This window comes from Taibaiella chishuiensis, assembly GCF_003014535.1.
GTDB lineage: Bacteria > Bacteroidota > Bacteroidia > Chitinophagales > Chitinophagaceae > Taibaiella > Taibaiella chishuiensis.
The window spans coordinates 1,551,689-1,575,444 of the sequence record NZ_PYGD01000001.1 but is presented as its reverse complement, the minus strand read 5'-3'; the positions used below and the strand labels follow the sequence as shown (position 1 = coordinate 1,575,444).

Sequence of the window (23,756 nt, the reverse complement as noted above, 5' to 3'; positions counted from 1 at the left end):
TACACACTTAAAAAAGACAATACTATACTAAATCCTATGGATGCGGTGGTAAGGGTGGCAGCGGGATATTGATCGAAACGCCTCCGCGGTAATATGGCCTTGGTGGCGGTGGTGCATATACCGGGGCCGGGCGGTAATACCTTGGACGCGGACGGTATACGGGCGGGTAGTAAGCCACCCTGCGGTGCCTTCTTACATACCTGCGATCCTCATGGTAGCCATCCCGGTAGCCTTTAGCATAGGCCCGGTCCATGCGCCGCTGTTCTTTGTAATAATGTTTGTTACGTCCCCAGCCGTGCCCCTGCGCATTGGCCGCTGTGGTAAAAAATAATCCGAATAATACGAACAGGGCCGTAAAAAAAATGTGCTTTTTCATAAGTTTGAATTTAGATGCTGTTATTCACTGGTTCCGGCGCCGGGGAATTCCTGTCTGGCAAGCGGCTTTGCATTGTGCTTTCGTAACCTGCTTACAGTTATTAAGACGACAACCGCTTCCCGAAGTTTAGCCGGAATTAAAACCAGGCTTCCCAAAAATGTGTTAAGAGATATTGTACTTTTGAAGTACCAAAACAAAATCAAGCCCTTATGTTTGCTTTCGAATCCCTGCCTTTAACCGGCGCTGCGCTGATCACCCTACCCGCCTTTGCCGATAACCGGGGCAGTTTTGTAAAGACTTTCCAGGACAGCTTTTTCCGCCAGGGCGATATCGGTTTCGAACTGAAGGAAAGCTATTTTTCCGTTTCCCATAAAGATGTGATCCGGGGCATGCATTTCCAGTTGCCACCGCACGATCATGCCAAGATCGTATTCTGTCCGCATGGCGCTATACTGGATGTGCTGGTAGACCTGCGCCGCCAGAGCCCCACTTACGGGCAATACTTTGCCGCCGAGCTCTCCGCCGCCAATCACCAGGCCTTTTATATACCGCCGGGCTTTGCCCATGGTTTTAAAACCCTGGAGAACGATACTATAACCTACTACCTGGTATCTTCCGAACACAGCCGCGACCACGATGCCGGTATTATGTACGACAGCTTCGGTATGGACTGGGCCTGTGCTGCGCCCGTTATGTCGGCCCGCGACCAGGAGTTCCCGCCGCTGAGCGCTTTCGACAGTCCCTTTTAGGAATCTTAATTGACGAGGACTTAACATTGTTACGGACGCACCGACAGCTTTATTATCCCAATTTTACAGGGTATCATCAAACATATAATCTATGTCAAAAACAGCTTTAATTACCGGCAGTACCAGCGGCATAGGCCTGGCCACAGCCAAAGCCTTTGCAGCCAAAGGTTATAACATCGTATTTAACGGGCTGGAAGAAAACGGCGCGGAGATAGCCGCAGAGGTAGCCCAGACTTATAATGTAGGGCATATTTTTTCGCCGGCCAATATGCTGCAGCCCGAAGAGATCCGGGCGATGGTACAGCAAGCCTTCGATCAGTTCGGTACCATCGAGGTACTGGTCAATAATGCCGGCATCCAGTTTGTAGCACCGGTAGAAGACTTCCCGGAAGACAAATGGGATGCCATCATCGCCATCAATCTTACCGCAGCCTTCCACGCCACCAAAGCCGTATGGCCTAAAATGAAAGAACAGAAATATGGCAGGATCGTCAATATTTCTTCGGCGCACGGGCTTATCGCCTCGCCGTTCAAAAGCGCTTATGTAGCCGCCAAACACGGCATTATCGGCTTTACCAAAGTACTGGCGCTCGAAGGCGGTGAGTTTGGCATTACGGCCAATGCCATCTGCCCGGGTTATGTACATACCCCCATCGTGGACAAACAGATACCCGACCAGATGAAGGCCCACAATATGACCCGCGAAGAAGTGATCGAAAAGGTATTCCTGGCCGAACATGCCATCAAGGAATTTATTACCACCGACACCATCGCACAAACGATCCTGTACCTGGCCGACAGCGAAGCCGCAGCCACTATTACCGGTATTGCCATGCCGCTGGACGCCGGCTGGACCGCCCACTAGAATTTTATACCTATAACACCGGCAGGCATCGGGGGGAGCCGCCGGTGCTTTTTTTAAAACAGCTTTCATGACCGATCATTTCATTACTACAAACAGCATCAACCTCCATTATATCGAGTACCCGGCGGCAGATAAACCTACCCTGGTCATGCTGCACGGCCTTACCGCCAATGCACATGCCTTCGACGGTCTCGTATCCAAAGGACTGAACAACCATTACCGCATTATTGCGCCCGACCTGCGCGGCCGCGGTCTCAGCGACAAGCCCGCCTTTTGTTATACCCTCGAAGAGCATGCCCGCGATATACTGGGCCTGCTCGACCACCTGGGTATCGAACAGGCCTGGCTGGCCGGCCACTCGTATGGCGCCCTGCTGAGCATTTACCTGGCCAGCCACTATCCCGGCAGGGTGGGCAGGATCGTGATCCTGGATGCCGCCGCCGAAATGAACCCCAATGCACCGGCCATGCTGATGCCTTCGCTAAGCCGCCTCGATAAGACTTTCCCCTCGTACGAAGTATACCTGGATGCGATGAAAGCCGCGCCGCAAAACACCTTCTGGGATGAAGACATGGAAAGTTATTATGCCGCCGACGGTCATATCCGGGAAGACGGCACGGTAAACCCTTACCCCAATTATACCAATATTATCGAGGTATCGATGGGTGTGGCCAGCGAACCCTGGAAAGAGGACTTTGCCGCGGTAAAACAACCCGCAGTACTGATCAACGCCTGCGACGAGTATACCCTGGGCGAACCCCTGCTGCCCGATTTTAAAGCCAAAGAAACCGTGGCAATGATGCAGGATTGCTATTATGTGGGCGTGGACGGTAACCACCAGACGATGCTCTACGGCGCTAACGCGGTACATGTGGTAAAGGCGATCGTGAAATTCCTGGGTTAATATAAGGCACAGTAACAAAGGCCAATGCCCCGCCTTGCCTGTATTTTTTGTATTATTGCCGGTCTTTCCAAAGATCGAGGCTTACCCATGACCCCTAAAGAGCAATACCGCAACTTCGAAAAGCTACAGGAGCTACCGCTTTTTTTCCAGCCCTGGTGGCTGGATACCGTATGCAGCGCCTGGGATGTAGCCCTTACGGAGGAAAAGGGCGTGATAACCGGTGTAATGCCTTACCAATTGGAAAAGAAGTCGGGCCTGGTTATTATCCGCAACCCGGACATGACCCCTTATCTCGGTCCTTTTTTCTTTTATCCCGAAAAGCTGGATGCGCAGGAAAAAACGACCTGGGAAGACCGCGTGCTGAAAGACCTGCTGGGCCAGTTGCCCCGCTACGACAGTTGTAATGTGCTGGGCCTGCCGGGCCAGGACAACTTCCTCAGCTTTTACCAGCGCGGGTTTAAGTATACCAGCCTGCTCACCTATCATATCGACCTGGGGCAACCCGAGGCCAAGCTCTATGCGGCCGTACACCGTAACCACCGTTACCTGATCAAACAGGCGCAACCCCTGCATACTACCGACGAAGGCCCGGATTACCTGGAGGAGCTGCTGGAACTGCATTACGGCACATTCAGCCGGAAAAAGAAAAAATATACCTATAGCCGGGAATTCCTGGTACGGATGATCGAAGCCAGCCTGCGGGCAGGGCAAGGCAAGATACTGGTAGCCAAAGACGGTAACCAGCAAGTAGTTGCCGGCCTGCTGCTGCTCTGGGACGGGCATACCATGTACCTGCTGATCAGTGCCGTGGCTAAAGATACGGCCCACCCCGGCGTCGTGCGCCTGCTGATCTGGGAAGCCATATGCCTGGCACGACGCATGGGCCTGCGCATTTTCGATTTCGAAGGCAGTATGGATCCCGGTATCGAACCCTTCTTCAGGCGTTTTGGCGGCAGCCGGCAGTATTACCTGTATTGTATCCACCACCGGTCGCTTATCTGGAAAATTAAAAGAACTTTGCTGGGATAATACCGGCATCCTGCCCTGCATTTTAAATCAGTACCCTTATGACCAAGAAAAAATTGAACAGCTTCAGCGGGCTTGTGTTTTCGACCAACCCCGAAATGATGCGGGAAGAAGAGCCGGAAGCACAGGAAACCCTGCCGCCTGCGCAACAGAAACTGAAAGTAAAACTGGACCGGAAACAGCGGGCCGGTAAAACCGTAACCCTGGTAGAAGGCTTCTCGGGTAGCGAGGAAGCGCTTGAAGAACTGGGCAAAAAGCTGAAAACCAAATGTGGCGCCGGTGGCAGCGCTAAAGACGGCCTGATCCTGATCCAGGGCGACTATAAACTCAAAGTTACCGAATGGCTTAAAGACTGGGGCTACAGCCAGACCAAAATGGTCTGAGCCTAGGGCTTGCGCAGGGTTACCTCCACACGCCGGTTAAGATAGCGGTTTGGCTCCGAATCGTTGGGCGCCGCAGGATTGGCATCGGCCCAGCCCTGCACATGGATCTGCTCATCCGGCACGCCGATTTCCCGCAACCAGTCGGCCACGCCCCGCGCCCGGGCAAAGGAAAGATCGTCGTTGATCACCGGCGATCCGGAATCGTCGGTATAACCATTGATAAAATATTGGGTGTATTCCCGCCCGATATAGGGTGTGGCAAGGTGCTGCAGCAGCACTTTGTCCGAATCGCTGCCCGCAACGGTACTTTTGGCAAAGTATACCTTAAGGATCATCGTATCGTATAGAGGTGGCCGGTAATCGCGTGGCAGCAAGGCTATATTCAGCGTATCGGGATAGAGGTTATTGGTTTGCGTAAATTCAAGCGTATCGTTACGATCCAGGAAGCCTGCACGATAGGTATGCAGCACATACTTCCGGCTCAGCGCAATAGCGCCCATATAACTGCCATCGCCCCTGTTGCTCTGGTAATGGTATACCGGCTCACCGGTAGCGGCATCCAGCCATTCGAGCTGTGCATAGGTTACCCTTGTATTATCCAGACTGTCGTATACCACGCCATGTACATAGGTAAAGGGTTCGGCACGGGCCTCTTCGGGCAGGGTTACCTCGTACAGGTCCATACCGCCCTCGCCGCCGCTGCGGTCGGAAGCCAGGTAGGCCTTTTTACCATCGGAGCTGATACAGGCGCTTACCTCGTCAAATGCAGTATTGAAGGGATACCCCGGGTTTTGCGGTTGCTCCCATTTATCGCCGGGCCTGCGGCGGCTGAAGAACACGTCGTTGCCCCCAAGGCCGGGATGCCCGTTGGACGTGAAGTACAGGGTTTTATTATCCGGGCTGATAAAAGGCGCAGTTTCGTCGTAAGGCGTATTGATCTCTGGGCCCAGGTTTTCGGGCACCTGCCACAACCCGTCTGCAAAACGCGACACATAAATATCCTTACCGCCATATCCCCCTTCGCGTTCGCTTACAAAAAACAGTTCTTTATTATCGGACGACAAAGAAGGCATGCCTTCGTATCCCGGCGTATTGATCGTAGCGCCGAAAGGTACCGGCTGGGACCAGCCCTCTTTTTCGGTATAGGAAAAATAAAGATCGCAGCCACCGGCCTCCCAGCCGTTCAGACTGCGGTTGCCGCAACGCATAAAGAACAGGTAGTGCCCGTCGGCCGAAAGCATCTGCGCACCTTCCTGCTGGGGCGAATTGGGCGGTGTGCCCATATCGCGGGCCGTAAACCAGCCACCGCAGGAGTCGCGTCGGGCGCTGTAAAAATCTTCATCCACGCCATTTGTTTTCCGCGTAAAGACCAGGGTGCTGTCGTCGCGGCTCACCGAAGGAAAGTATTCGTCGTAACGGGAGTTGATCATCGGGCCCATATTGCGGGGCGTATCGGTATGCCGGGCCGCCATCGCGTATTTGCCAAACTGTATATTGGCGCGTAGCTGTTCGTATTGCTGTTTGATGCGGGGATTAAGCACTGCGGGCTTTTGCCAGCGGGCCAGCACCTCGCCTGCACGGTCGAACTGCTGCGCGCGGCAAAGCGCGGTAGCAAGCGGTAAGGCAAAGGCATGGGTACATTTAGGGCAGGCCTGTGCGGCGCTTTCGAATATACCGGCAGCTTTGGCATACTGTGCCTGGGAGCAATACAAAGTACTCAATGCCGTATAGGCATCTATATTTTGCGGCGCTTCTTTAATACTTTTCAGGAAACAGGATTCTGCTTTTTCGTTGTTGTGCCGCCTCAGGTACTCCTGCCCTTTATCGTAGAGCCGCTGACCCGAGTTGCCCAGGATTCCCTGTGCATAGATCAAGGCAGTACCGAGCAGGCAAAAAATGAACAGACAAAAGGAGCGCATTAAACTTGAATCAATTGATATGCAGAGTCTGCAATAAACAACTTTTTTTGCTAAAAATGAAAAAAAGCGTTGTTGATCCGGTAAAACAGGCCGGTCCATTTGCTTTTTTTTGATATAAGCTTGTATTTTCGTCCCCATGAATTTTCCTCCGCTACTGGCGCATAAAACGGCCCGTTTTTTCTTGTTTTGGATCGTAGCCACACTGATCTACCTGCCGGCTTACCAGGGCGGATTTTATGAAGACTTCCATGGCATCCTCCAATATTACCGGGACAACGACTTTATCGGGTTCTCCAATATTCATGGCAATATCAATAAGCACCTGTACCAGGGCACCCATATCCTGCTGTATGGGCTGCTGTCGTTATTCGGCAGGGCGCCCCTGCCCTGGTTGTTGTTGTTTACCGCCCTGCATGCGATCAATGCCGGTATGGTGTTCCGCTTTTTCAGCCGGCTGCTGGCCTGGTTCGACTGGAAGAACAACCAATGGGCCGTATTTACCGCCACCTGTTTTTTCCTGATCAGTCCGCAGGCTTCGGAGATTGTGATCTGGAAATCCTGTATTCATTACCTGACCGCGACGTTTATCATCTTCACCATCCTGGACTGGTCGCTCCGTTACCTCGCCGATACTTCCCGTACGAAGTATATCTGGATGAGTATCGGGCTCTTCTACCTGTCTACCTTTATGCTGGAGTTGTTCCTGCTTATACCGGTCTTTATCTTCCTGGTCGTATTTGCCCTGTGGTATGCCAAGCGTATCGACCTCAAAACCGCCAGCAAAGCAGTGTTTCGCCTGGTAGTGCCCCTGGTGCTGCTGATCATCGTCTACTTTGTAACCCAATATTTCTTCTCAAGAAATGTGCTGATCCGCTACCAGAATTCAGATACGAAGAAAGTGAATGCCGCCTATGTGATGGGTAAGACGCCCATCATCGTGATGAGTAAACTGTTTAAATATCCTTTCGATATTTTCTTTGCCGGGCACTACCTCCCGCTCGATATCCGGCAGCGCATCTATGCGTTTGCGGCACATCCCGTAATCGTAGCCATCAATGCCATCATCCTGTTCGTGGTATCGCTTACCGGGTTTATCAAATACCGCAAAGGCTCTGCCAGGATGCAACTGCTTTATACCCTGTTTGCCCTTGGGCTGGCCAGTTGCGTGATTATCCTGCCCAGCTGGTATTTCGAAGGTTACCCCTACCGGGGCAGCCGCTACTTTTACCTGCCCAGCGCGTTCTTCTTTATCTTCCTGGCCGCTTGCCTGTACAGCCTGCCCGCAAGGTTACGCGCGCTTCGCCGTACACTCATAGCCGCCTTTGGCCTGGTATACCTGGGCTGTACTTTATATGCCGTGCACAATGTACGGATCACCACAAAACTTTTTTACGGCGTGCTGGACCATTTCCACTGGCAGGATTCCGACCCGGTAGTCTTGCTCAATATACCTTCGGTTTACAAAGGTGTGGGTATGATGATCGCCAATACGGAAGATGACTTTAACCCGCACCTGCAGGTATTTACCGGCACATCGGTAAAAGGGCAAGTGTATGATGTGGCCGCTTACAACCTGGCCGATATCGACGGCGGGGCGCATGTTACCGTACTCGATTCCCTGCAACTGAAGGTAACACTTAACGAAGCTGATGCCTGGTGGTGTTACGCCAACCCGGTGCTGAAGGCTACGGATTACGAAAACGAATTGTATAAAGTAACCTATACGGATAATGACCGGAGTTATATCCTTACGTTTAAAGAACAACCGGGCGAACATACGGCAATCCTGTTCCAGGTGGGCGACCAATGGAAGCGCGTCGACATGAAGCAGCTGCATACCGTACAACGGTAATCCTGCAAAATTTCGTTACTTTGCCGATCTCCTTCAATAAATAAGAACAACAATGAAATACGAACCCATCAGTTCAAAATTATATACACAGAACCGGGCCCGGTTTGCCAAACAAATGAAGCCCAATTCCATCGCTATATTCGTTGCCAACCCGGTATTGTCCGAAAACTCGGATGCCGTATATGCCTATAAAGCCAACTCCGACGTGACCTGGCTTTCGGGTGTAACGCAGGAAAAGACTATGGTGATCCTGTATCCCGACAATGCCGATACCTCGGCCAGGGAAGTACTGGTGGTACAGCGCCCGGATGAAATGCTGGAAAAATGGAACGGGCACCTGCTGCGTAAGGACGAGGCTACCGCGATCAGCGGTATCGGCAACATACAGTTCGTAGACAGCATCGATGCCCAAATCCAGCTCTGGATGCACCATGCCGACCATGTATACCTCGATACCAATGAGAACGACCGCATCGGCGGCGATACCTTCCGCACCGACCTGCTGTTTGTACACACGTTTATGAAGCAATACCCGCTGCACCGCTACGAGCGTGCCGCACGCATCATGAAAGAACTGCGCGCCATCAAAACCAAGGAAGAAGTGGAACAGGTACAACGTGCTGTAGACATTACGCATAAAGCCTTCCTGCGCGTATGTGGTTTTGTGCAGCCCGGCGTAATGGAATACGAGATCGAAGCTGAAATCACGCATGAGTTTATCCGCAACCGCGCTACCCGTCATGCTTACGGCGCCATTATCGCCAGCGGCGACCGTGCCCGCACCCTGCACTATGTAGACAACAACCAGGAGTGTAAAGCCGGCGAACTGCTGCTGATGGACTTTGGCGCCGAATACGGCAATTATAATGCAGACCTGAGCCGTACTATACCCGTAAGCGGCAAATTTACCAAAAGGCAAAAAGAGGTATACAATGCCTGCCTGAACGTGCACAACTATTGCAAGTCGATCCTGAAACCCGGCATCAACTATGCTGCCTATATCGATATGGTGAATAAAGAAATGGAAAAGCAACTGGTTGCGATCGGCCTGATATCCAAGACCGACCTTAAAAACCAGGATCCTGCCAACCCGGCTTACCGCAAATATTTCTATCATGGCATCGGTCACCACCTGGGCCTGGATGTGCACGACATCGGAACACGCAACGAGCCGGTAAAAGAAGGCATGCTCTTTACCATCGAACCCGGTATCTATATCGAGGAAGAGCAGATGGGCATCCGTATCGAAAACAACTACTGGCTGACCAAAACCGGCAGCAAAGACCTCTTTAAAGGTATCCCGATCACCGTAGAGGAGATTGAAGCCGCAATGAAGAAGTAGGCTTTTATAATTAACGAGGTTCAATTTTTATTCCTTTATGGCTCATACCCCGGATCAGAATCCGTATAACCCGGTAGTAAACAAAAAGAAAAAAGGCCCGGATGTTGCCGTTGTAGGCTTCCTGGTGGGCCTGCTTTTCCCGCTGCTGGCGCTCATTTTGCTTTATTTCTTCTGGTTTGGCGATTATACCTTCGCCAATTATATCAGTATGTTTACGGGCATCAATAATTCGTTCATGATGAACAATGCTTCCAAAGCGATATCACTGGCGATGATCTCCAACCTTATTCCTTTTTATTTCTTCCTGAACAGGAAGAAATACCTTACGGTAAGGGGTATATTGATGGCCTCCGTATTGTTTTGCGTACTGATTGTATTGTACAAGTTTGTATGGCAATAAAATTTCTGATTTTTTCCGGCATTTTCTTGTTTTTGAAAAAAATCGTAATTACCTTTGCACCCCGCAAGGGTTTCAGTCCAATGGTGTAATGGTAGCACAACAGATTTTGGTTCTGTTTGTCTAGGTTCGAATCCTGGTTGGACTACGGAAAAAGCGATAACGGTAACGTTGTCGCTTTTTTTATTGCGCTGGCTGTAGTCTTGTCGTAAGTATCATGGATCAGGCAGAGCAGCCGGAGGGCAGATCAAAGATGTCTTGTATTTCATCTTATTTCTTCTACAATGGGAACGTTTCACAAATTTGACCCCTAAAGAATAGAACAGCCGATAACCTGTGGCAACAGGAGCAAGGAATGGATTAAAGCCGAGATTCATGTCCGTCATGCTGAGCGCGACGTCCTTTGCAGGATACGCCGGGGGGAAGAGCACTTTTTACTGACACATCCGATCATACAACAAGACAAAGAAGCATAGGGGGCCGACAAAGCGATTCGGTTAATCTAACTCTATTTTTTTCTCGCTGCGAGAAAAAATGAAATTCGCCGGATCACATTCGCCCGCCAGGACCTGGTATTGCAGTATATTTATCTATCCAGGATAGCTTAAGTGCTCCCTATTAATTTTCCTTGAATAAATAAGCATAAGAACACATCAGCAGGCTCCCTCAGCAATTCCGCTTGATCCGGTATCAGCAGGAGCTGCCGTTTCTTTTACCTCACAGCGGTACTGCGCCCGTGGCCATAAAAAGCCTGCAAACTTTGTCCTAATTGATATCCACCAATATGTTGTTGCCTACAGGTTTTAAATAAGGCCGAGAATAGCAATAAACCGGTCCTCCCCTCCCTCAGCAATGCTGCTTGATTTATGAATAAAGCCATCCAAGGGGATGGCTTTATATACAAAGCTGCTAAAGACGCTGTCTTACGAATGAACACCAACGGGTACCTATCGGCACACAGCAACCTCTGTTGCGCAATGGAGCCCGGAGGCAAAGACAGGCGTGGTTAATTGATATCGACCAATACATTACCGCCGCCCAGGCTGGTCCAGGTAAGTATATAAGGACAACCTGCCGTCACGGTAACCATATTACCCGGCGCACAGGAACCCGCCCTGCCCACCTCCGGGGTAGCGGGATAAGGCGTTAAGCTGGCCGCATCCCAGGAGCCATTAGCCTGCATGGTGATATAACCGGCAGGCCCTACACTGGCGTCGCGCCATACATAGCCAGGGGCATTAAGCGCGCCGGTATTATTGTAAGCCTGTGAGGTACCTGCGGGTACTTTAAGCCAGATGTAATAAGAGCAGGGCCCGGGCAGGTTGGCATCGCTGGCATAGATATACAGGCTCCTGTCGCAGGCCGTGTTATTGTTTATAAACAATGCAGCATGGGCACTAAGCGTCGCCACGAGTACAAGGGCGACCATCAGGATTTTTTTCATAAAAAAGGTTTTAATGTTGGTGAACATCAAATGTGGTCTTTTTATCCCGGTTGCCTGTCATTTTTTTATCAAGCGGGCAAAACAGTTTATAAAAGTCAATATATTATTCAACACCGGCGCTCCAGCTCCGCCTCCGGCAGCCTGCTGCTATGGCCTGCATCAAAAAAGCCATCCCAAGGGATGGCTTAAAGACAGAGAACGCTAAAACTCCGTCTTAAGGATTAATGTCTATTAATACGTTATTGCCACCCAGGCTGGTCCAGTTAAGCGTATAGGTAGGACAAGTGCCTGTCCAGTAGCCGCTACTGAACGTACCAGGTGCACAAGCGCCAGACCGGCCCACCTCCGGACCACCGGGATATTGTACCAGGCTGGCAGCGTCCCAGATACCATTGGCAGAAATAGGAAGCGGCACCAAAGGTCCCAACGCGGCGTCACGCCATACGTTAAACACCAACTGGGGCGCGTTCGTGTTGTTGTACGCTACCGAGTTGTTTGCAGCTAATTTAAACCATACCACGTGCGTACAGCTGGCGCCGCTGCCCGGTTCGGAAGCATATACATCGAGGCTGATGTCACAGCTAAGATTATTGTTTACAAAGAGCCCGGCATTAGCGGGTATCGTGGCTACAGCCAGGGCTGCGCACATCAGGATTTTTTTCATTGGAAAACGGTTTAAGTGTTGGTAATATCCAAATATGCCATTTTATATCCTGATGGCATTGCGCTTTTTCATTAACCGCGTCAAACAATTTATAAAAGCGGGTATACGGTTCAGCCCGTTCCCATCGCAGCAAAGGATGCAACGCGCCTGTGCTAACAACAAAGCCACCCTTAGCGGGTGGCTTTGCAGGCAAAGAAGGTTAATAAGTTGTCTTATGGATTAACTTCTACCAATACGTTATTGCCACCCAGGGCAGTCCAGGTAAGCGTATAGGAAGGACAAGACGCCCAGGTACCGGTGCTGATTATGCCAGGTGCACAAGCGCCGGGCCTGCCCACTTCTGGTGTGGTCGGATAATGATCCAGGCTGGCGGCATCCCAGATACCGGCATTGGAAATAGGCAAGGGGGTCAATGGTCCCAGTGCAGCATCGCGCCATACAAAACCGGCCGCTGTAAGCGAACCTGTATTATTGTACGCAACAGAGTTACCCGCAGGTACTTTAAACCATACATAGTGGGTACAGGTAGGCGCACCCGGCTCAGACGCATATACATCAAGACTGATATCGCAGGCAAGATTATTGTTTACAAACAGGCCGGCCTGGGCATTAAAGGCGGCTACCGCCAGTGCTGCGCACATCAGGATTTTCTTCATAACAAAAAGGAGATTTAGTGGTTGGTAAAAGTCAAATATGCTTTTTTTATCCCGGTTAAAGGATACTTTTTTATCAACCCGGCTAAACAGTTTATAAAAGCCGCTATATTATTCAGGCGCCAGTCCCGCCATACACGACAAAGCCATCCCGGGGGATGGCTTTGTTACTATTGAAGCATCATTTTTTCGTCCTTATTAATTGATATCGACAAGCACGTTACCGCCGCCGACATTGATCCAGCTAATGGTGTACCCACAACTGCCTGCCGGCACGGTAAGCAAAGTACCCGGGGCGCAGGAGCCCGGCCTGCCCACTTCCGGAGGAGCAGGGAAACGGTTGGCACTGGCCGCATCCCAGGTACCGCTGGCCAGCATCGGACCGACCGGTGTATTGAGCCCATTGGCGGTTTTGAGCCAGCCCGCCCAGTTCAGCGCAGCAGGGTTATTGTAAGCCTGCGATGAATGAGAAGGCACTTTAAACCAGGTAAAGTAAGCACAAACCTGGGGATCGTTAGCGTCACTGGCATATACTTCCAGGCTGACGTCGCAATTGGTATTATTGTTTACAAACAGCGCTGCATGGGCATGAACCGTAGCCACGGCCAGCGCAGCGCACATCAGGATTTTCTTCATAACAAAAAGGATTAAATGTTTGGTAAGCACCAAATTTGCCCTTTTTTATCCTGGTTGTATGCCCCTTTTTTATCAGGCCAGCCAAACAATTCATAAAAGTCGTTATATAATTCAAAGGCGGGTCCGGCTACTTTACCTGCTTCCCTTGCCAATCTCCGGCCAGTAAGCGACCGGCCGGACACAAAACAGCCCCGGTCGTTTTACGACCAGGGCTGCCGGTATGCATTACATGATGAGCAATACTGCATCGAGCGTTATTGGGTTGTAATTCCAATAAACATCATAAGCCGTGCCGCCATGACATGCAGGATAATCATTGATGTCGGTACTGCTGCGATACGGCTGCGCAATACTTACCCCAAAGCCATCGGGAAAATAATCGCGCTGTACCGAAGCCTCGGAGAAGATGGCCGTAGCCGGCGCTGTAGACGAGGGTACTGCTGAGGGGTCGGAATAGAGGTTATTGAAACCCGGTGTTGCGTATACATAACCATTACCTATAGTACCTACAAAAAACGGGCAACTGCTCAGGTTCAGAATCCGCAGGGTATTGGCAGAGGATACTGCGGCAAAGCCGGCAACAAAGGCAAGTGATAAACATAATTTCTTCATCGGAAAGGCGTGTTGGTTTTATGTCTTCCCTTTAACCGGGAAAACGGTGAATTAAAATAGAACAATTGAAGTCCGAAGGTCGCAGTACCGGGTGGCATAATATGCCACCCGGCAATAGGCGGGGCATTATCCGGGAGCACATAAAAAAAGGCCACCACCGGTGGCCTTGGGTACATACAAAAAAGTAATGATCATAAATGAAATATAAGCCGGGCCTGGCCGCCTGCAGTCGGCGCCGGTATCCAACGGGCAAAGTGCTGCTGGCATAATACACAAGCCGTGTTCAACGAATACATGGGTACCACGAGCGGATAGGTGGTACAGGGATCGCCGATCATCCAGGTTGTAAGCGGTGTCGTACAAGTAGGCGGCTGGTTATACGTATAGGCTGCAATAAAGAACATATTGGGCGGCAGACCTAATGCGCCCGAATTGGCGTACACCGTAGTGCCCGGGGGAAAGGAGATGAGCGCACTACTGATCGCACCGGCAAAAGGACAAGGCGAAGACCTTACCCATATGCGATAGTAGGTGGTACAACTGGTCGTATTATCGACACGAAGACTCCTGGCCTGTCCCATTACGGTGGTGGCCATAAAACAAAGCATGGCAATCGTTAATAACTTTTTCATGTGCAATCTGAATTTGGTTCGCATGAAATTAATAAATCTATATTAATTATTACAATATTTATGGTAAAATATTTTATAGATGTTAGATATTAGTATTTAGATGTTAGTATTGAGATATTAGATATTGGATGTTAGATATTAGATGTTAGATGTCATCCTGAGCGCAGCGAAGGATCTCACCGGTTAGCTGGCCGTATTAAAGGGTAAAGCATCAAGCACCGAAGGGAGCCTGTCATCCTGAGCATCGCGAAGGATCTCACCGGTTAGCTGGCCGTATTAAAGGGATAAACAGCGAAGGAGCTTATCCCTTAGCCGGCCGTATCAGCGTGCAAAGCATCAAGCACCGAAGGAAGCCTGTCATCCTGAGCGCAGCGAAGGAGCTTATCCGTTAGCTGGCCGTATTAAACGGGCAGCCAGCGAAGGAGTTCATCAATTAGCCGGCCGAACAAGGAGGACGAATGGAATGGCAATAAAGAAGCGGCAGGCTGCCGGAGCAACCTGCCGCTTATGGAAAAAGCGGGGAATTATGCGCCCAGCCTGGGTTTTACGAGGATAAAATAAATGGCGCCCAGCGTAATCAGGGCGATAACAATACTCAGCATCAGGATGGTATTGCGGTAGCCCTTGTTGATGGTACGCATTTTGTGCAGCTCGCTGGCATTATTGATCACATTTTCGATACGGGAAAAGGCACTCTCTCCTTTTACAACATAGTCGTAGGCCCCGTACTTCATCGTATCTACCGCTACATCGATCTTGTCCTGGCCGGACAGTACGATCACCTGGGTAGCCGGGTAGCCGTCTTTGATCTGCCGGAGGATTTCCACACCGTTTTTAGCATCCGGGTTATGGGCACTCAGGTGGTAGTCCAGCACAACGATCTCCGGGTTCAGCGACATATTTTTCAAAGCTTCCTCCCCGTTGTCGAATATTTTTACGTCATAAAGAAAACGTTCGTTCAGATAGTCTTTCAACATTTCGTTCTGAATCGGTTCGTCGTCAACCAGAAATAAGTAACGTTTGGAGGATCTAGCCATATTAAAATTGCAGTTTATTAATTATGAGCGAAAGATAACAATTGTTTTTGATTTGTCAAAGCAATGTCAGCTAATTCCCTGCCGGAGCTCTTCGAAAGCCTTGGTACACAAATGTTCCAGCTGGGCCACCAGGGCCGGCAGTCGGTCGCGGTGCGCCACTTCTCCCGCAGTCTGCTCGATCAGGAAGATATTGCTGACCTCTTCCTTTACGCCCATATACGACAGCTGCGGCTTCATAGAATGGGCAGCCACCTTAAGCCGCTCGTAATCTTTATCTCTCAGGGAGCTTATGATCGTATGCAAGAGTTTCGGTCCGTTTTCCAGGAACATACCGATGTATTTGTTCTTTTTCTCGGCACTGCCTTTGGTAAACTGGTCGAGGAAATTCATATCCGTTACCTGGTCGGGCAAGGTCATCAACTGAGCTTCGGCGGCTTCGGGAGGTTGCGTTGCGGCAGCGGCCGAATGATCCCGGTCCAGCACGGCATTCATTTTAAGCAATAATTCGTCGGTCTGGAAAGGTTTGGAAATATAGCCATCCATACCGGCCGCCAGGTAACCCAGCACATCCTCCTGCAGCACATTGGCCGTCATGGCAATAATGCGGATATCGCTTTTACCGGGCGGCATTTTGCGCCGTATATGCATGGTGGCCTCTACCCCGTTCATTACCGGCATCTGTATGTCCATAAGGACCAGGTCATAATCGTTTTGCGCTAGCATATCGATAGCAATGGCGCCGTTACCGGCAATGGCAATACGGATACCGGGCAGCAGGCTCTTCAGCGTATCTTCGGCCACCAGCTGGTTAAACTCGTTGTCTTCCACGAGCAGTATGGAGAGTTTGTTCAGTCTTTCGGTAATCTCCGGCGTAATGAGGCTCTTGCGGAGCTGCACCGTTTGCTCCCGGGCTATGGCCAGCGGTACGATCACCTTAAAGGTAGTACCCATATCCGGTTCGCTTTCCACACCGATCTCGCCATGCATCAGGTCTACCAGTTGTTTGGATATCGTAAGCCCCAGGCCGGTGCCACCAAATCTGCGGGCCGTATCGGTACCGGCTTGTGTAAAGCTTTCAAATATGCGACCTACATAATCTTTCGAAATACCGATACCGGTATCGGATACGGTAAATTCGAGTTCCAGTTGTTCTGCTTCCATTTTAATGGCTTTGCAGCTGAGCGCTATATACCCCCGGTCGGTAAACTTGACCGCGTTGCCGATAAGGTTGATCAGGATCTGGTTGAGGCGCGTAGGATCGCCGACCAGTTTGTCGGGCAAGCCTTCCTCGATCGACACTTTAAATTCCAGGCTCTTCTGCTCCGCTTTCAGTACCATTACCTCGTATATGCCCTGGATCAGCTCGCGCAGCGAAAAGTCGATATGTTCGATAATGATCTTACCGGCTTCGATCTTCGACAGGTCGAGGATATCGTTGATGATCACCAGCAGGTTGTCTGAAGCCTGGCGGATCACGTTCAGGTATTTTACCTGTTCGGGTTTGGGATCTTTATCGAGCAGCAGGCGGGTAATGCCGGTAATGGCATTCATCGGCGTGCGGATCTCATGGCTCATATTGGCCATAAACTGTTGTTTCAGGCGGGCCGTACGTTCGGCTACTTCCTTTTCTTTTTTAGCTACCTCGATCTGGTTCTTGATCTGCAGGTTGCGCAGCTTGTTGAGCGTAGCCTGCTGGAATATGGCTTCCTTCAGCTTTTCATAAGCTTTCAGGTGATAGAATGCTTTGGGAATATTACCCATCCTGTCGTAGAGATCAGACAGGAATTCGTGTATGCTCATCAGGTCGTGGCGGCGCAGCGAGTCTTTGGCCAGCTCGTAAGCATGCTCCAGCGAATCGAGCGCATCGCGGTAATTGCCCTGGTTAAGGTACAGGCGACCAATGTAGAACTCCGCAACGATCTCGGCTTCGGGATTGTTCAGCAGCTTGGCCTGGATCAATGCCTTGTCGAGGTATTTTTTTGCATTCTCAAAGTCGTTCAGTTTGTAATACACCTTACCTACCCCGCTATCGGCCATCGAGCGGCCATGGGTATCTTCTTCGGTCAGTTTCTGGTTTTTCTGGAAATATTTAAGGGCTTCGTCAAAATAACCTTTCTTAAAATAGATATCGCCCAGGCTGTAATAAATGGTGATCAGCCGGCTTATATCGTCGTACTTTTCGAAAATAGGCTGGCATTTTAAGGCATATTCCAGGGCGGTATCATAATCGCCGAGATCATAATACAGGTTGGAAATGTTCATGAGGTTGATCGTCTGGTTGATCTCGTTGCCCATGGCTTCGTTGATCTCCAGGGCCGCTTCGAAATCGCGCAGGGCGTTCGAGAGGTCGCCAAGACTGCGGTAGATACGGCCAAAGTTGTTCAGCACTTTGGCCTTCAGGTTACGATCACCGATCTCTTCGGCAATGGAATAGGCCGCGGTAAGCTCGTCCAGCCCGTCTTCGTATTCGCCCATCAGCCAATAGCAGGCACCTTTATGGTTAAACCCGTTACCGATACCTGCCGAGTAATGGATCGTCTCGGACCGTTCGATAATCTCTTCGGCCATAACCATAGCCCGTTCCGCATCGTCGTTACGGATCTCGAGCGTCATATCCACCAGCAGGTCTATCTTTTCTTTTTCCGTCGCGGCCAGTTCATACTTTTCCTTCAGCTGGTGATAGCGGGGTGTTTCCATAGTGATGCTTAAAAATGAGGATTTGAAGATAACTAAATTTATGTGTATCCAAAACATAGGACATGCACCAACCGGTTATATTTAACCGCTTCATAAAACAATACCCCGGCCTCGTGGCCGGGGTATTGTTTCAGTACAGAAATTTGCAGCAAATGCCCGGAGTTGTTATTTATAATTTTTACTGTAGAATGCCTTGTAACGGGCATAATCTTTCTTCATAAATAATTTGGGGAAGTTATCGGCCGAGATCAGCAGGATATCGTAATCGGCAGGATTATTATACTCCCTGAACAGCAGTTTTACATTCCGGATCTCGTTCACATATTTGCGTGCGGCCGCGGCCGTCGGGAACTCCTTGCAGATAATGAGGCTGCGGCCCGCATCCAGCGAGGTCATGGTAACCGTCAGGGCGCCATTGCCTTCTTTCATCAGGTTATAATCCGACAGTCCCGATTTCAGACCGGAGAAGCGGGCGTCCTGCTGCCCGGAAAGAATAACATAGTGTACACCGCCCGGCTGATAGGTGTATTGGGCCGCTGCAGCGGTATCTGCCGCATTGGTCGCCGGAACCGATGGCTGTACGCCTGCCGCAGGCGGCGCCTGTGTTACAGCCGGTTTGTTTTTACCGATATAATCCAGCACCGTATTGGCCCAACCCGTCAGGCTGTCGTTAGGGTTAGATGCAATAAACTGGCGCAGCATGGTATCGGCCTCGGGGTAACGGCCCATACCGGCCACGGCAATCGCCTTCATCAGGGTATATTTCTTTTTATAGGCGCCCTGGTCTTTAAAGGTCTTATCGGCCTCATCCACCCGGTTCAGCACATCGTTGTACTGCCGTTGCATCAGCAGGTTATAGGTCTCGTCGTAATGTCCCGAAATAGTTTGGCCCGAAGTGGAAGCATTGGCCCAGGCCGAATGCTTATCGTCTTCCCGCGAGGCCGCAGCGCCCTTCAGCAGCCTGGCCCATTCCGAATCGGGGTAGCGGCTCTGCAGGGTATTATTCAATTCCTGTGCGGCGCTCGGATGGTTCTGACGCATAGCCATCAGGTAACGGGTATACAGTACCTCCGCCTGGTGTTTATGTTCGGGGAACCGCCGTTCGAGCGTATCGAAAGTCTTAACCGCATTGCCATAATCCTCAAGGTAAGTGTAATAGGCCTTACCGAGACTAAACAGGCCTTCTTCCACCCTGGAGCGGGCTTTTTGTTGCGCTTCGGGGGTATGCGGAATCGCTGCATACAGGCTGTCTTCGTCGGGCAGGTTGCTTTGGGTTACCGCACCGCTTTCCGCATCGCCGCCATCGGCATCGAAGCCCGAAGCCGAGAAGCCGCTCCTGCGCCAGTTATCCTTGAGCGGCCGGTTGCCCCAGCGTTGCTTGAAGTCGTTTTCGCCGGTCTTCATCAGGTTGGGGTTGGCAAAATACCAGGCCTGCGTACCCGGGTTATTCCCCATCGTGTTCATGGCCGTATTGGTATTGTTGTTCAGACCGTTCATAGCCCGGAAGGTACTGTCGGCCTGCTGGCGCTCCAGGGCCTTTATATAATCGCGTATTACACCACGCTGTTCCTTCTCCGATAAAGAGGCCAGGCGCAGCAGGCTGTCCTGTTCCCGCACTTCGGTACCCGGCACGGCGATCTTATCCAGCGCCTGCGCTCTTTGTATGGCCAGGCTGTACACCGGTTCCTGCGCGGCTGTCAGGAACATGGCTGCGCTGTCGTACGAGCGTTTGGCGCTGTTGTAGTTACTCAGTTTATAATACTCGTCGCCCAGGGCGGCAAACGACAGGCCTTTTTGTTTTTTATTGCTCTGGCTCAGGGCTACGCTCTTTTTAAAGTGTTCCAGCGCCTTATCGCTCTGTTTGTTTTTTAAAGCGGCCTTACCCATGGCATAATAAATCTGGTCGTAATAAGGCCTGTACTTACCGTCGGCCGCCATTTTAGCCAGCATATCGGTGGCATCGATACTGTTATTGCCGTTGTACAGGCTGTTTACCGCGATGTTTTTACGGGCGTAAAAGTCCATTTCCAGGTTGGGGTTCAGGGCGATCACGCCTTTGAACGAATTGCTGGACTCGTTATAGTTGAGCAATTGTTGTTGCAGCTGGCCGTTCAGGTAACCGGAGCGCATTCTTATCCAGTCCGGCATGTCCTTGTCGGTGGATACTACGGCCAGCGATTGCGCCGCCCTTGCGGCATCGCCGCGCCGCAGGTCTATAAAGGCCTGCTCCAGGGCCAGCCTTCCTTTAAGCCGTGCCGGGAAGGCCGCATCGTTGCGCAGCATATCGAGCAGAGTTTGCGCCTGCCCTTCTTTACGGCTCTGGGCAAGGGTACGCGACAGCCAGAGCATAGCTTCGTTTTTCGACGATTTATGTTCGAGCATACCGGCGATACCGGTTTTCTCCGCTTCGCTGTAGGTTATCGGCTTGTTCCTGTCTTCTTTGGTCTTGGGCTTACCCGATTTCTTTTCCTGCTCGCGCTTATCGGCTTCGGCCTGTGCCACGATCAGTTTAAACGCGGAGCCCGCATTCTGGTAATCCCCTTTATAATAATAGGCCTGGCCCACCAGCAGGTACAGGTTGTCCTGCCATTTGGCGCGCGGATCGTGGATCTGGATGCCTACCGACGATTTCCGGATAATGGTATCCATGTCGGACATAAGCTTCATCGAGTCCCGGTCGGGGTCGAAGGGAAACAGGGCCAGCAGGCTATCATAATTATCGGTATTGGACCGGACCATATTTTCTACGGCCTCGTCCATCTTCTTATCGGCGTTAAAGTAATAATTGTAACGCGTAAAGGTATTCTGGATCACCTTTCGCGGCAGCGACCAGGACTTCTTACGCATATCCTCGTTGGTATACTTATCCTGTTTCTTCTTGATCTTGAGCTCCAGGGCGAGGTTCATCTTATCTTTTTTGGCCTTCTCCTTTTCGGCAGCCTTCTGTTTTCGGAGTTCGGCCCGGGCCTCCCGCACTTTGCCCAGGCTATCGGCCCTCGACTTCCTGACGGCCGCCATACTATCGAGTTGTACCTTTCGCAGGGCCTTATTGGCCTCCAGGGCAGTTTTCAGGCTATCATTAAAAGCTTTCCTGATTGCGAAGGTGCTGTCCGTTATCCGTTTCTGCGCGGCCCGCATACTATCGGAGTTGTGTTTCCGGATCGCTGCCGCGGCATCTTTTATCTTTTGCCGGGCCACCGTCACACTGTCCTTATAGTGTTTGCTTTCGCGGTAGGCGCGTAAGGCGGCTATACTGTCGCTTGCTCTTTGCCGTTCTATTTTCTGTCTTTCGATCTGGACTTTCAGTGCAGTACGTACGCTGTCGTTGTAGTTTTTAATACTGTCGGAGTACCTGCGCCTTATATTCATAATGCTGTCCGATACGCGTTTGCGTACGATCAGCAAAGAGTCTGCAGCTGACTGCTGGGAGGCCTTCATCGCATTTACGCGCTTTTGCCGCGCGATTTCCACACTGTCCTGGTAATGCTTGCTTTGCTTGTAATTGCGGATAAAGGTGAGACTGTCTGTTCGCTTTTGTTGTGCAGCTTTGGTGCTGTCCTGGATACGTTTTTGTGCGGCCTTCAGGCTATCCGATTGTTGAGCATAAACATGCTGGCTACTCCATAATAATAAAACTAATACAGATACCGCTGATATAAAATTAATAACCCTTTTCAAGTTTCTGATTCCTTTAGGCACGATAATATGATGAAATAACTGATTTCTTAAAAATTTATTGTTTGCGAAGATAAAAAAGAAGCGTAAAGAAGCTATTATCTTTTATCGGGGCATCCTGCTGATCCTAAAAAAAAATTAAAAAAAATTATCGAAACTATTGTAAGTCCGGATTTTTTTTATGTATTTTGGAAACAATTTCGAAAAATAGCAATTAACTATGAACAAAAAATTATTATTGGTGTCTGCTATTGTTACAGGCATGTTCTTTGGAAATACAGTTCGGGCGCAGGACAACGACGAAATGGTTCCGGTATACCGTTGGTTCAGCCAGGTGGACAGGAACTATGTAACTGTAGCCGAAGGTGAGTATCAGGAAGGACAGCTGCTTAACTGGAAATACAACGAAAAGACTTTACTTTTCTATGCATATCGTGAACCCGGACCAAACCGCATTGCTGTTTACCGTTGGTTTAACCCTACTACTAAAGATATCGCTTCTGTTGCTGAAGATGAGTATTCAGACGACGACATGCTGAAAATGGGCTATAAAGAAAAGCACCTGCAATTCTATGCGCCCATCCGCCGCGATGCCAACCGCGTTGCCGTTTACCGCTGGTATGTTCCAAAAACCCGCGATTGGGTTACCGTTCCTGAAGAAGGAGATACCGATGCCTATTATAAAAAAGGCTATCGCCGTAAAACATTCCAGTATTATGGTATCAAGCGCAGCGTCGACGAATCCCTGTATCAGCAGTCGCTCTAAGCTATTACGTTTTGTTTAATTATTGATTAAAGAGAGGATCATGTACTGATCCTCTCTTTTTTGTGTAAAAAAACGGAAATTGCAGTATGGCAGAAGATGTAACCATATCCCGGAAAAAGCCGGTTTATCCAGTAAACGAAACCCTGCGCAAATACCTGCGGGAATACCAGCGGGAAGCCCGGTTTCCCGTAAGCTACAACGATCTCCGCAATTTCAGGGAAGCAGTACCGCTGATGGATAAAAACGGGAAAGATACCCTGTGGGAATGCCCCATTTACCCGCCGCACGAAATCGAGAACCTGCATAACGGGCTGAAAAAAGTGTATGCCATGCTGAAGGCTTCGGGTAACCTCCGCATCGTACAGCATAAATACATCGACCGGATCGATTACTGCACCTTTGGCAATACGCACCCCTTCCGCATCCGGATCGTAAACCGGCTCAATGACGTATACGACTACTTCTACATTAAAGTGGCCGATGCCTCCCGCATCTACGGCATGGAGATCGAACATATTTTTTCGCCCAACCAGCTTAATTATATGGTGGACAAAAGCACCCTGGTGGAAGAGCATATACCCGGCATACCAGGCGATGTGTTTACCCGGCTGCACCTGGACAATAAAGAGTACAACCCCAAGCGTATCGCCAAAGAATTTGTGAAATTTAACGAACGCTGTTTCCTGACCCTGCTGGGCGATATGCGATCGTATAACTTCGTGATGCAGATCACGCCCGACTTCGACGATTTCCAGTTCCGCATACGCTGCATCGACTTCGACCAGGAATGTTATGAAGGCAATAAGAAGGTATACCTGCCCCAGTTCTTCAAGGAAAACTATCCTTATGTGCAACTGGGCATCAATTACCTTACCGAAAAAACATTTATCCAATACCAGCAGGAGGAGGCATCCTCTATCGTGCACCGCCTGCGCAGCGAGCGCACGCGCGTAGCTTACCTGCGCGACGTAATGCGTGCAGACAACATCTCGCCGCCCGAAAAGGTACAGGAGCTGCGGGAAGGGCTGGCCGCACATTACGACGACGCCCATTATCTTAACTGTAAAAACATGGCCGATATTATCGAGCTGAACCTGCGCCGGGTTATCCGCCAGGTAAAGCTATAA

The 23,756-nt window shown here is 50.4% G+C and carries 22 protein-coding genes and 1 tRNA gene; 12 read left to right on the top strand and 11 right to left on the bottom strand.

Features of this window, described 5'->3' with window-relative positions:
• Window positions 1-34: 34 nt before the first annotated feature.
• Window positions 35-376, bottom strand: coding sequence for a hypothetical protein (locus tag B0I18_RS06660; RefSeq protein WP_106521851.1), 342 nt, complete (start codon window positions 374-376; stop codon window positions 35-37).
• A 209-nt stretch (window positions 377-585) separates the two neighbouring features.
• Here B0I18_RS06660 and B0I18_RS06655 point away from each other — a divergent pair, with 209 nt between their 5' ends.
• The 5 genes from B0I18_RS06655 to B0I18_RS06635 all read left to right on the top strand — a co-directional run bounded on the left by B0I18_RS06655 (window position 586) and on the right by B0I18_RS06635 (window position 4,303).
• A complete protein-coding gene (locus tag B0I18_RS06655) occupies window positions 586-1,125 on the top strand; it encodes a dTDP-4-dehydrorhamnose 3,5-epimerase family protein (protein WP_106521850.1) in 540 nt (179 codons plus the stop codon).
• Window positions 1,126-1,216: 91 nt separating this feature from the next.
• Window positions 1,217-1,990 carry a 3-hydroxybutyrate dehydrogenase gene (locus B0I18_RS06650; protein WP_106521849.1) on the top strand — a complete coding sequence of 258 codons (774 nt, stop codon included), beginning with the start codon at window positions 1,217-1,219 and terminating at the stop codon, window positions 1,988-1,990.
• A 67-nt stretch (window positions 1,991-2,057) separates the two neighbouring features.
• Window positions 2,058-2,894, top strand: coding sequence for an alpha/beta fold hydrolase (locus B0I18_RS06645; protein ID WP_106521848.1), 837 nt, complete (start codon window positions 2,058-2,060; stop codon window positions 2,892-2,894).
• 87 nt (window positions 2,895-2,981) lie between these two features.
• A complete protein-coding gene (locus B0I18_RS06640) occupies window positions 2,982-3,923 on the top strand; it encodes a GNAT family N-acetyltransferase (RefSeq protein ID WP_181358356.1) in 942 nt (313 codons plus the stop codon).
• Between the two features lie 38 nt (window positions 3,924-3,961).
• Window positions 3,962-4,303, top strand: a complete 342-nt coding sequence (locus tag B0I18_RS06635; RefSeq protein ID WP_106521846.1) for a translation initiation factor — start codon at window positions 3,962-3,964, stop codon at window positions 4,301-4,303.
• 2 nt (window positions 4,304-4,305) lie between these two features.
• Here the strand turns inward: B0I18_RS06635 and B0I18_RS06630 are convergent, their stop codons facing one another.
• Complete coding sequence (locus B0I18_RS06630; RefSeq protein ID WP_181358355.1) at window positions 4,306-6,222, bottom strand: OmpA family protein; 1,917 nt, start codon at window positions 6,220-6,222, stop codon at window positions 4,306-4,308.
• 136 nt (window positions 6,223-6,358) lie between these two features.
• Between B0I18_RS06630 and B0I18_RS06625 the strand changes: the two genes are divergently transcribed.
• The 4 genes from B0I18_RS06625 to B0I18_RS06610 all read left to right on the top strand — a co-directional run bounded on the left by B0I18_RS06625 (window position 6,359) and on the right by B0I18_RS06610 (window position 9,961).
• The gene (locus B0I18_RS06625) at window positions 6,359-8,074 is read left to right on the top strand and encodes a hypothetical protein (RefSeq protein ID WP_106521844.1); all 1,716 of its coding nucleotides are present in this window, start codon (window positions 6,359-6,361) and stop codon (window positions 8,072-8,074) included.
• Window positions 8,075-8,126: 52 nt separating this feature from the next.
• Window positions 8,127-9,416 carry an aminopeptidase P family protein gene (locus B0I18_RS06620; RefSeq protein WP_106521843.1) on the top strand — a complete coding sequence of 430 codons (1,290 nt, stop codon included), beginning with the start codon at window positions 8,127-8,129 and terminating at the stop codon, window positions 9,414-9,416.
• A 37-nt stretch (window positions 9,417-9,453) separates the two neighbouring features.
• Window positions 9,454-9,816 carry a hypothetical protein gene (locus tag B0I18_RS06615; RefSeq protein WP_106521842.1) on the top strand — a complete coding sequence of 121 codons (363 nt, stop codon included), beginning with the start codon at window positions 9,454-9,456 and terminating at the stop codon, window positions 9,814-9,816.
• A 74-nt stretch (window positions 9,817-9,890) separates the two neighbouring features.
• Window positions 9,891-9,961, top strand: a tRNA-Gln gene (locus B0I18_RS06610).
• A gap of 858 nt (window positions 9,962-10,819) precedes the next feature.
• On the opposite strand, the gene B0I18_RS06605 is transcribed toward B0I18_RS06610, so the two are convergent.
• Entirely contained in the window at window positions 10,820-11,257 is a 438-nt protein-coding gene (locus B0I18_RS06605) for a hypothetical protein (RefSeq protein WP_146146673.1), read from the bottom strand.
• 13 nt (window positions 11,258-11,270) lie between these two features.
• Here B0I18_RS06605 and B0I18_RS24910 point away from each other — a divergent pair, with 13 nt between their 5' ends.
• The gene (locus B0I18_RS24910; protein WP_146146672.1) at window positions 11,271-11,462 is read left to right on the top strand and encodes a hypothetical protein; all 192 of its coding nucleotides are present in this window, start codon (window positions 11,271-11,273) and stop codon (window positions 11,460-11,462) included.
• Window positions 11,463-11,471: 9 nt separating this feature from the next.
• Here B0I18_RS24910 and B0I18_RS06600 read toward each other — a convergent pair whose 3' ends face one another.
• From B0I18_RS06600 to porW, 8 genes are all read right to left on the bottom strand, one after another.
• The gene (locus B0I18_RS06600; protein ID WP_106521840.1) at window positions 11,472-11,921 is read right to left on the bottom strand and encodes a hypothetical protein; all 450 of its coding nucleotides are present in this window, start codon (window positions 11,919-11,921) and stop codon (window positions 11,472-11,474) included.
• Between the two features lie 212 nt (window positions 11,922-12,133).
• Entirely contained in the window at window positions 12,134-12,577 is a 444-nt protein-coding gene (locus tag B0I18_RS06595; RefSeq protein WP_106521839.1) for a hypothetical protein, read from the bottom strand.
• 195 nt (window positions 12,578-12,772) lie between these two features.
• Window positions 12,773-13,210, bottom strand: a complete 438-nt coding sequence (locus tag B0I18_RS06590; protein WP_146146671.1) for a hypothetical protein — start codon at window positions 13,208-13,210, stop codon at window positions 12,773-12,775.
• Window positions 13,211-13,435: 225 nt separating this feature from the next.
• Window positions 13,436-13,822, bottom strand: a complete 387-nt coding sequence (locus tag B0I18_RS06585; RefSeq protein ID WP_106521837.1) for a hypothetical protein — start codon at window positions 13,820-13,822, stop codon at window positions 13,436-13,438.
• Between the two features lie 191 nt (window positions 13,823-14,013).
• Complete coding sequence (locus B0I18_RS06580; protein WP_146146670.1) at window positions 14,014-14,454, bottom strand: hypothetical protein; 441 nt, start codon at window positions 14,452-14,454, stop codon at window positions 14,014-14,016.
• Between the two features lie 524 nt (window positions 14,455-14,978).
• On the bottom strand, window positions 14,979-15,491 hold the full coding sequence (locus B0I18_RS06575; RefSeq protein ID WP_106521835.1) for a response regulator: 513 nt from the start codon (window positions 15,489-15,491) through the stop codon (window positions 14,979-14,981).
• A 66-nt stretch (window positions 15,492-15,557) separates the two neighbouring features.
• Window positions 15,558-18,188 (bottom strand): tetratricopeptide repeat protein, encoded by a 2,631-nt coding sequence (locus tag B0I18_RS06570; RefSeq protein WP_181358354.1) that lies wholly within the window; start codon window positions 18,186-18,188, stop codon window positions 15,558-15,560.
• A gap of 165 nt (window positions 18,189-18,353) precedes the next feature.
• Complete coding sequence (gene porW, locus B0I18_RS06565) at window positions 18,354-21,866, bottom strand: type IX secretion system periplasmic lipoprotein PorW/SprE (protein WP_106521833.1); 3,513 nt, start codon at window positions 21,864-21,866, stop codon at window positions 18,354-18,356.
• Window positions 21,867-22,083: 217 nt separating this feature from the next.
• On the opposite strand from porW, the gene B0I18_RS06560 reads away from it, so the two are divergent.
• Complete coding sequence (locus B0I18_RS06560) at window positions 22,084-22,629, top strand: hypothetical protein (RefSeq protein ID WP_106521832.1); 546 nt, start codon at window positions 22,084-22,086, stop codon at window positions 22,627-22,629.
• 86 nt (window positions 22,630-22,715) lie between these two features.
• Window positions 22,716-23,756 (top strand): hypothetical protein, encoded by a 1,041-nt coding sequence (locus B0I18_RS06555; protein ID WP_106521831.1) that lies wholly within the window; start codon window positions 22,716-22,718, stop codon window positions 23,754-23,756.

Coding starts and splice junctions, on each gene's coding strand:
- B0I18_RS06605 (WP_146146673.1), bottom strand. CDS start 11,257: ATGAAAAAAATCCTGATGGTCGCCCTTGTACTCGTGGCGACGCTTAGT.
- B0I18_RS06620 (WP_106521843.1), top strand. CDS start 8,127: ATGAAATACGAACCCATCAGTTCAAAATTATATACACAGAACCGGGCC.
- B0I18_RS06600 (WP_106521840.1), bottom strand. CDS start 11,921: ATGAAAAAAATCCTGATGTGCGCAGCCCTGGCTGTAGCCACGATACCC.
- B0I18_RS06585 (WP_106521837.1), bottom strand. CDS start 13,822: ATGAAGAAATTATGTTTATCACTTGCCTTTGTTGCCGGCTTTGCCGCA.
- B0I18_RS06590 (WP_146146671.1), bottom strand. CDS start 13,210: ATGAAGAAAATCCTGATGTGCGCTGCGCTGGCCGTGGCTACGGTTCAT.
- B0I18_RS06555 (WP_106521831.1), top strand. CDS start 22,716: ATGGCAGAAGATGTAACCATATCCCGGAAAAAGCCGGTTTATCCAGTA.
- B0I18_RS06660 (WP_106521851.1), bottom strand. CDS start 376: ATGAAAAAGCACATTTTTTTTACGGCCCTGTTCGTATTATTCGGATTA.
- B0I18_RS06615 (WP_106521842.1), top strand. CDS start 9,454: ATGGCTCATACCCCGGATCAGAATCCGTATAACCCGGTAGTAAACAAA.
- B0I18_RS06570 (WP_181358354.1), bottom strand. CDS start 18,188: ATGGAAACACCCCGCTATCACCAGCTGAAGGAAAAGTATGAACTGGCC.
- B0I18_RS06625 (WP_106521844.1), top strand. CDS start 6,359: ATGAATTTTCCTCCGCTACTGGCGCATAAAACGGCCCGTTTTTTCTTG.
- B0I18_RS06595 (WP_106521839.1), bottom strand. CDS start 12,577: ATGAAGAAAATCCTGATGTGCGCAGCACTGGCGGTAGCCGCCTTTAAT.
- B0I18_RS06560 (WP_106521832.1), top strand. CDS start 22,084: ATGAACAAAAAATTATTATTGGTGTCTGCTATTGTTACAGGCATGTTC.
- B0I18_RS06630 (WP_181358355.1), bottom strand. CDS start 6,222: ATGCGCTCCTTTTGTCTGTTCATTTTTTGCCTGCTCGGTACTGCCTTG.
- B0I18_RS06635 (WP_106521846.1), top strand. CDS start 3,962: ATGACCAAGAAAAAATTGAACAGCTTCAGCGGGCTTGTGTTTTCGACC.
- B0I18_RS06650 (WP_106521849.1), top strand. CDS start 1,217: ATGTCAAAAACAGCTTTAATTACCGGCAGTACCAGCGGCATAGGCCTG.
- B0I18_RS06655 (WP_106521850.1), top strand. CDS start 586: ATGTTTGCTTTCGAATCCCTGCCTTTAACCGGCGCTGCGCTGATCACC.
- B0I18_RS06645 (WP_106521848.1), top strand. CDS start 2,058: ATGACCGATCATTTCATTACTACAAACAGCATCAACCTCCATTATATC.
- B0I18_RS06580 (WP_146146670.1), bottom strand. CDS start 14,454: ATGAAAAAGTTATTAACGATTGCCATGCTTTGTTTTATGGCCACCACC.
- B0I18_RS06575 (WP_106521835.1), bottom strand. CDS start 15,491: ATGGCTAGATCCTCCAAACGTTACTTATTTCTGGTTGACGACGAACCG.
- B0I18_RS06640 (WP_181358356.1), top strand. CDS start 2,982: ATGACCCCTAAAGAGCAATACCGCAACTTCGAAAAGCTACAGGAGCTA.
- B0I18_RS24910 (WP_146146672.1), top strand. CDS start 11,271: ATGTTGGTGAACATCAAATGTGGTCTTTTTATCCCGGTTGCCTGTCAT.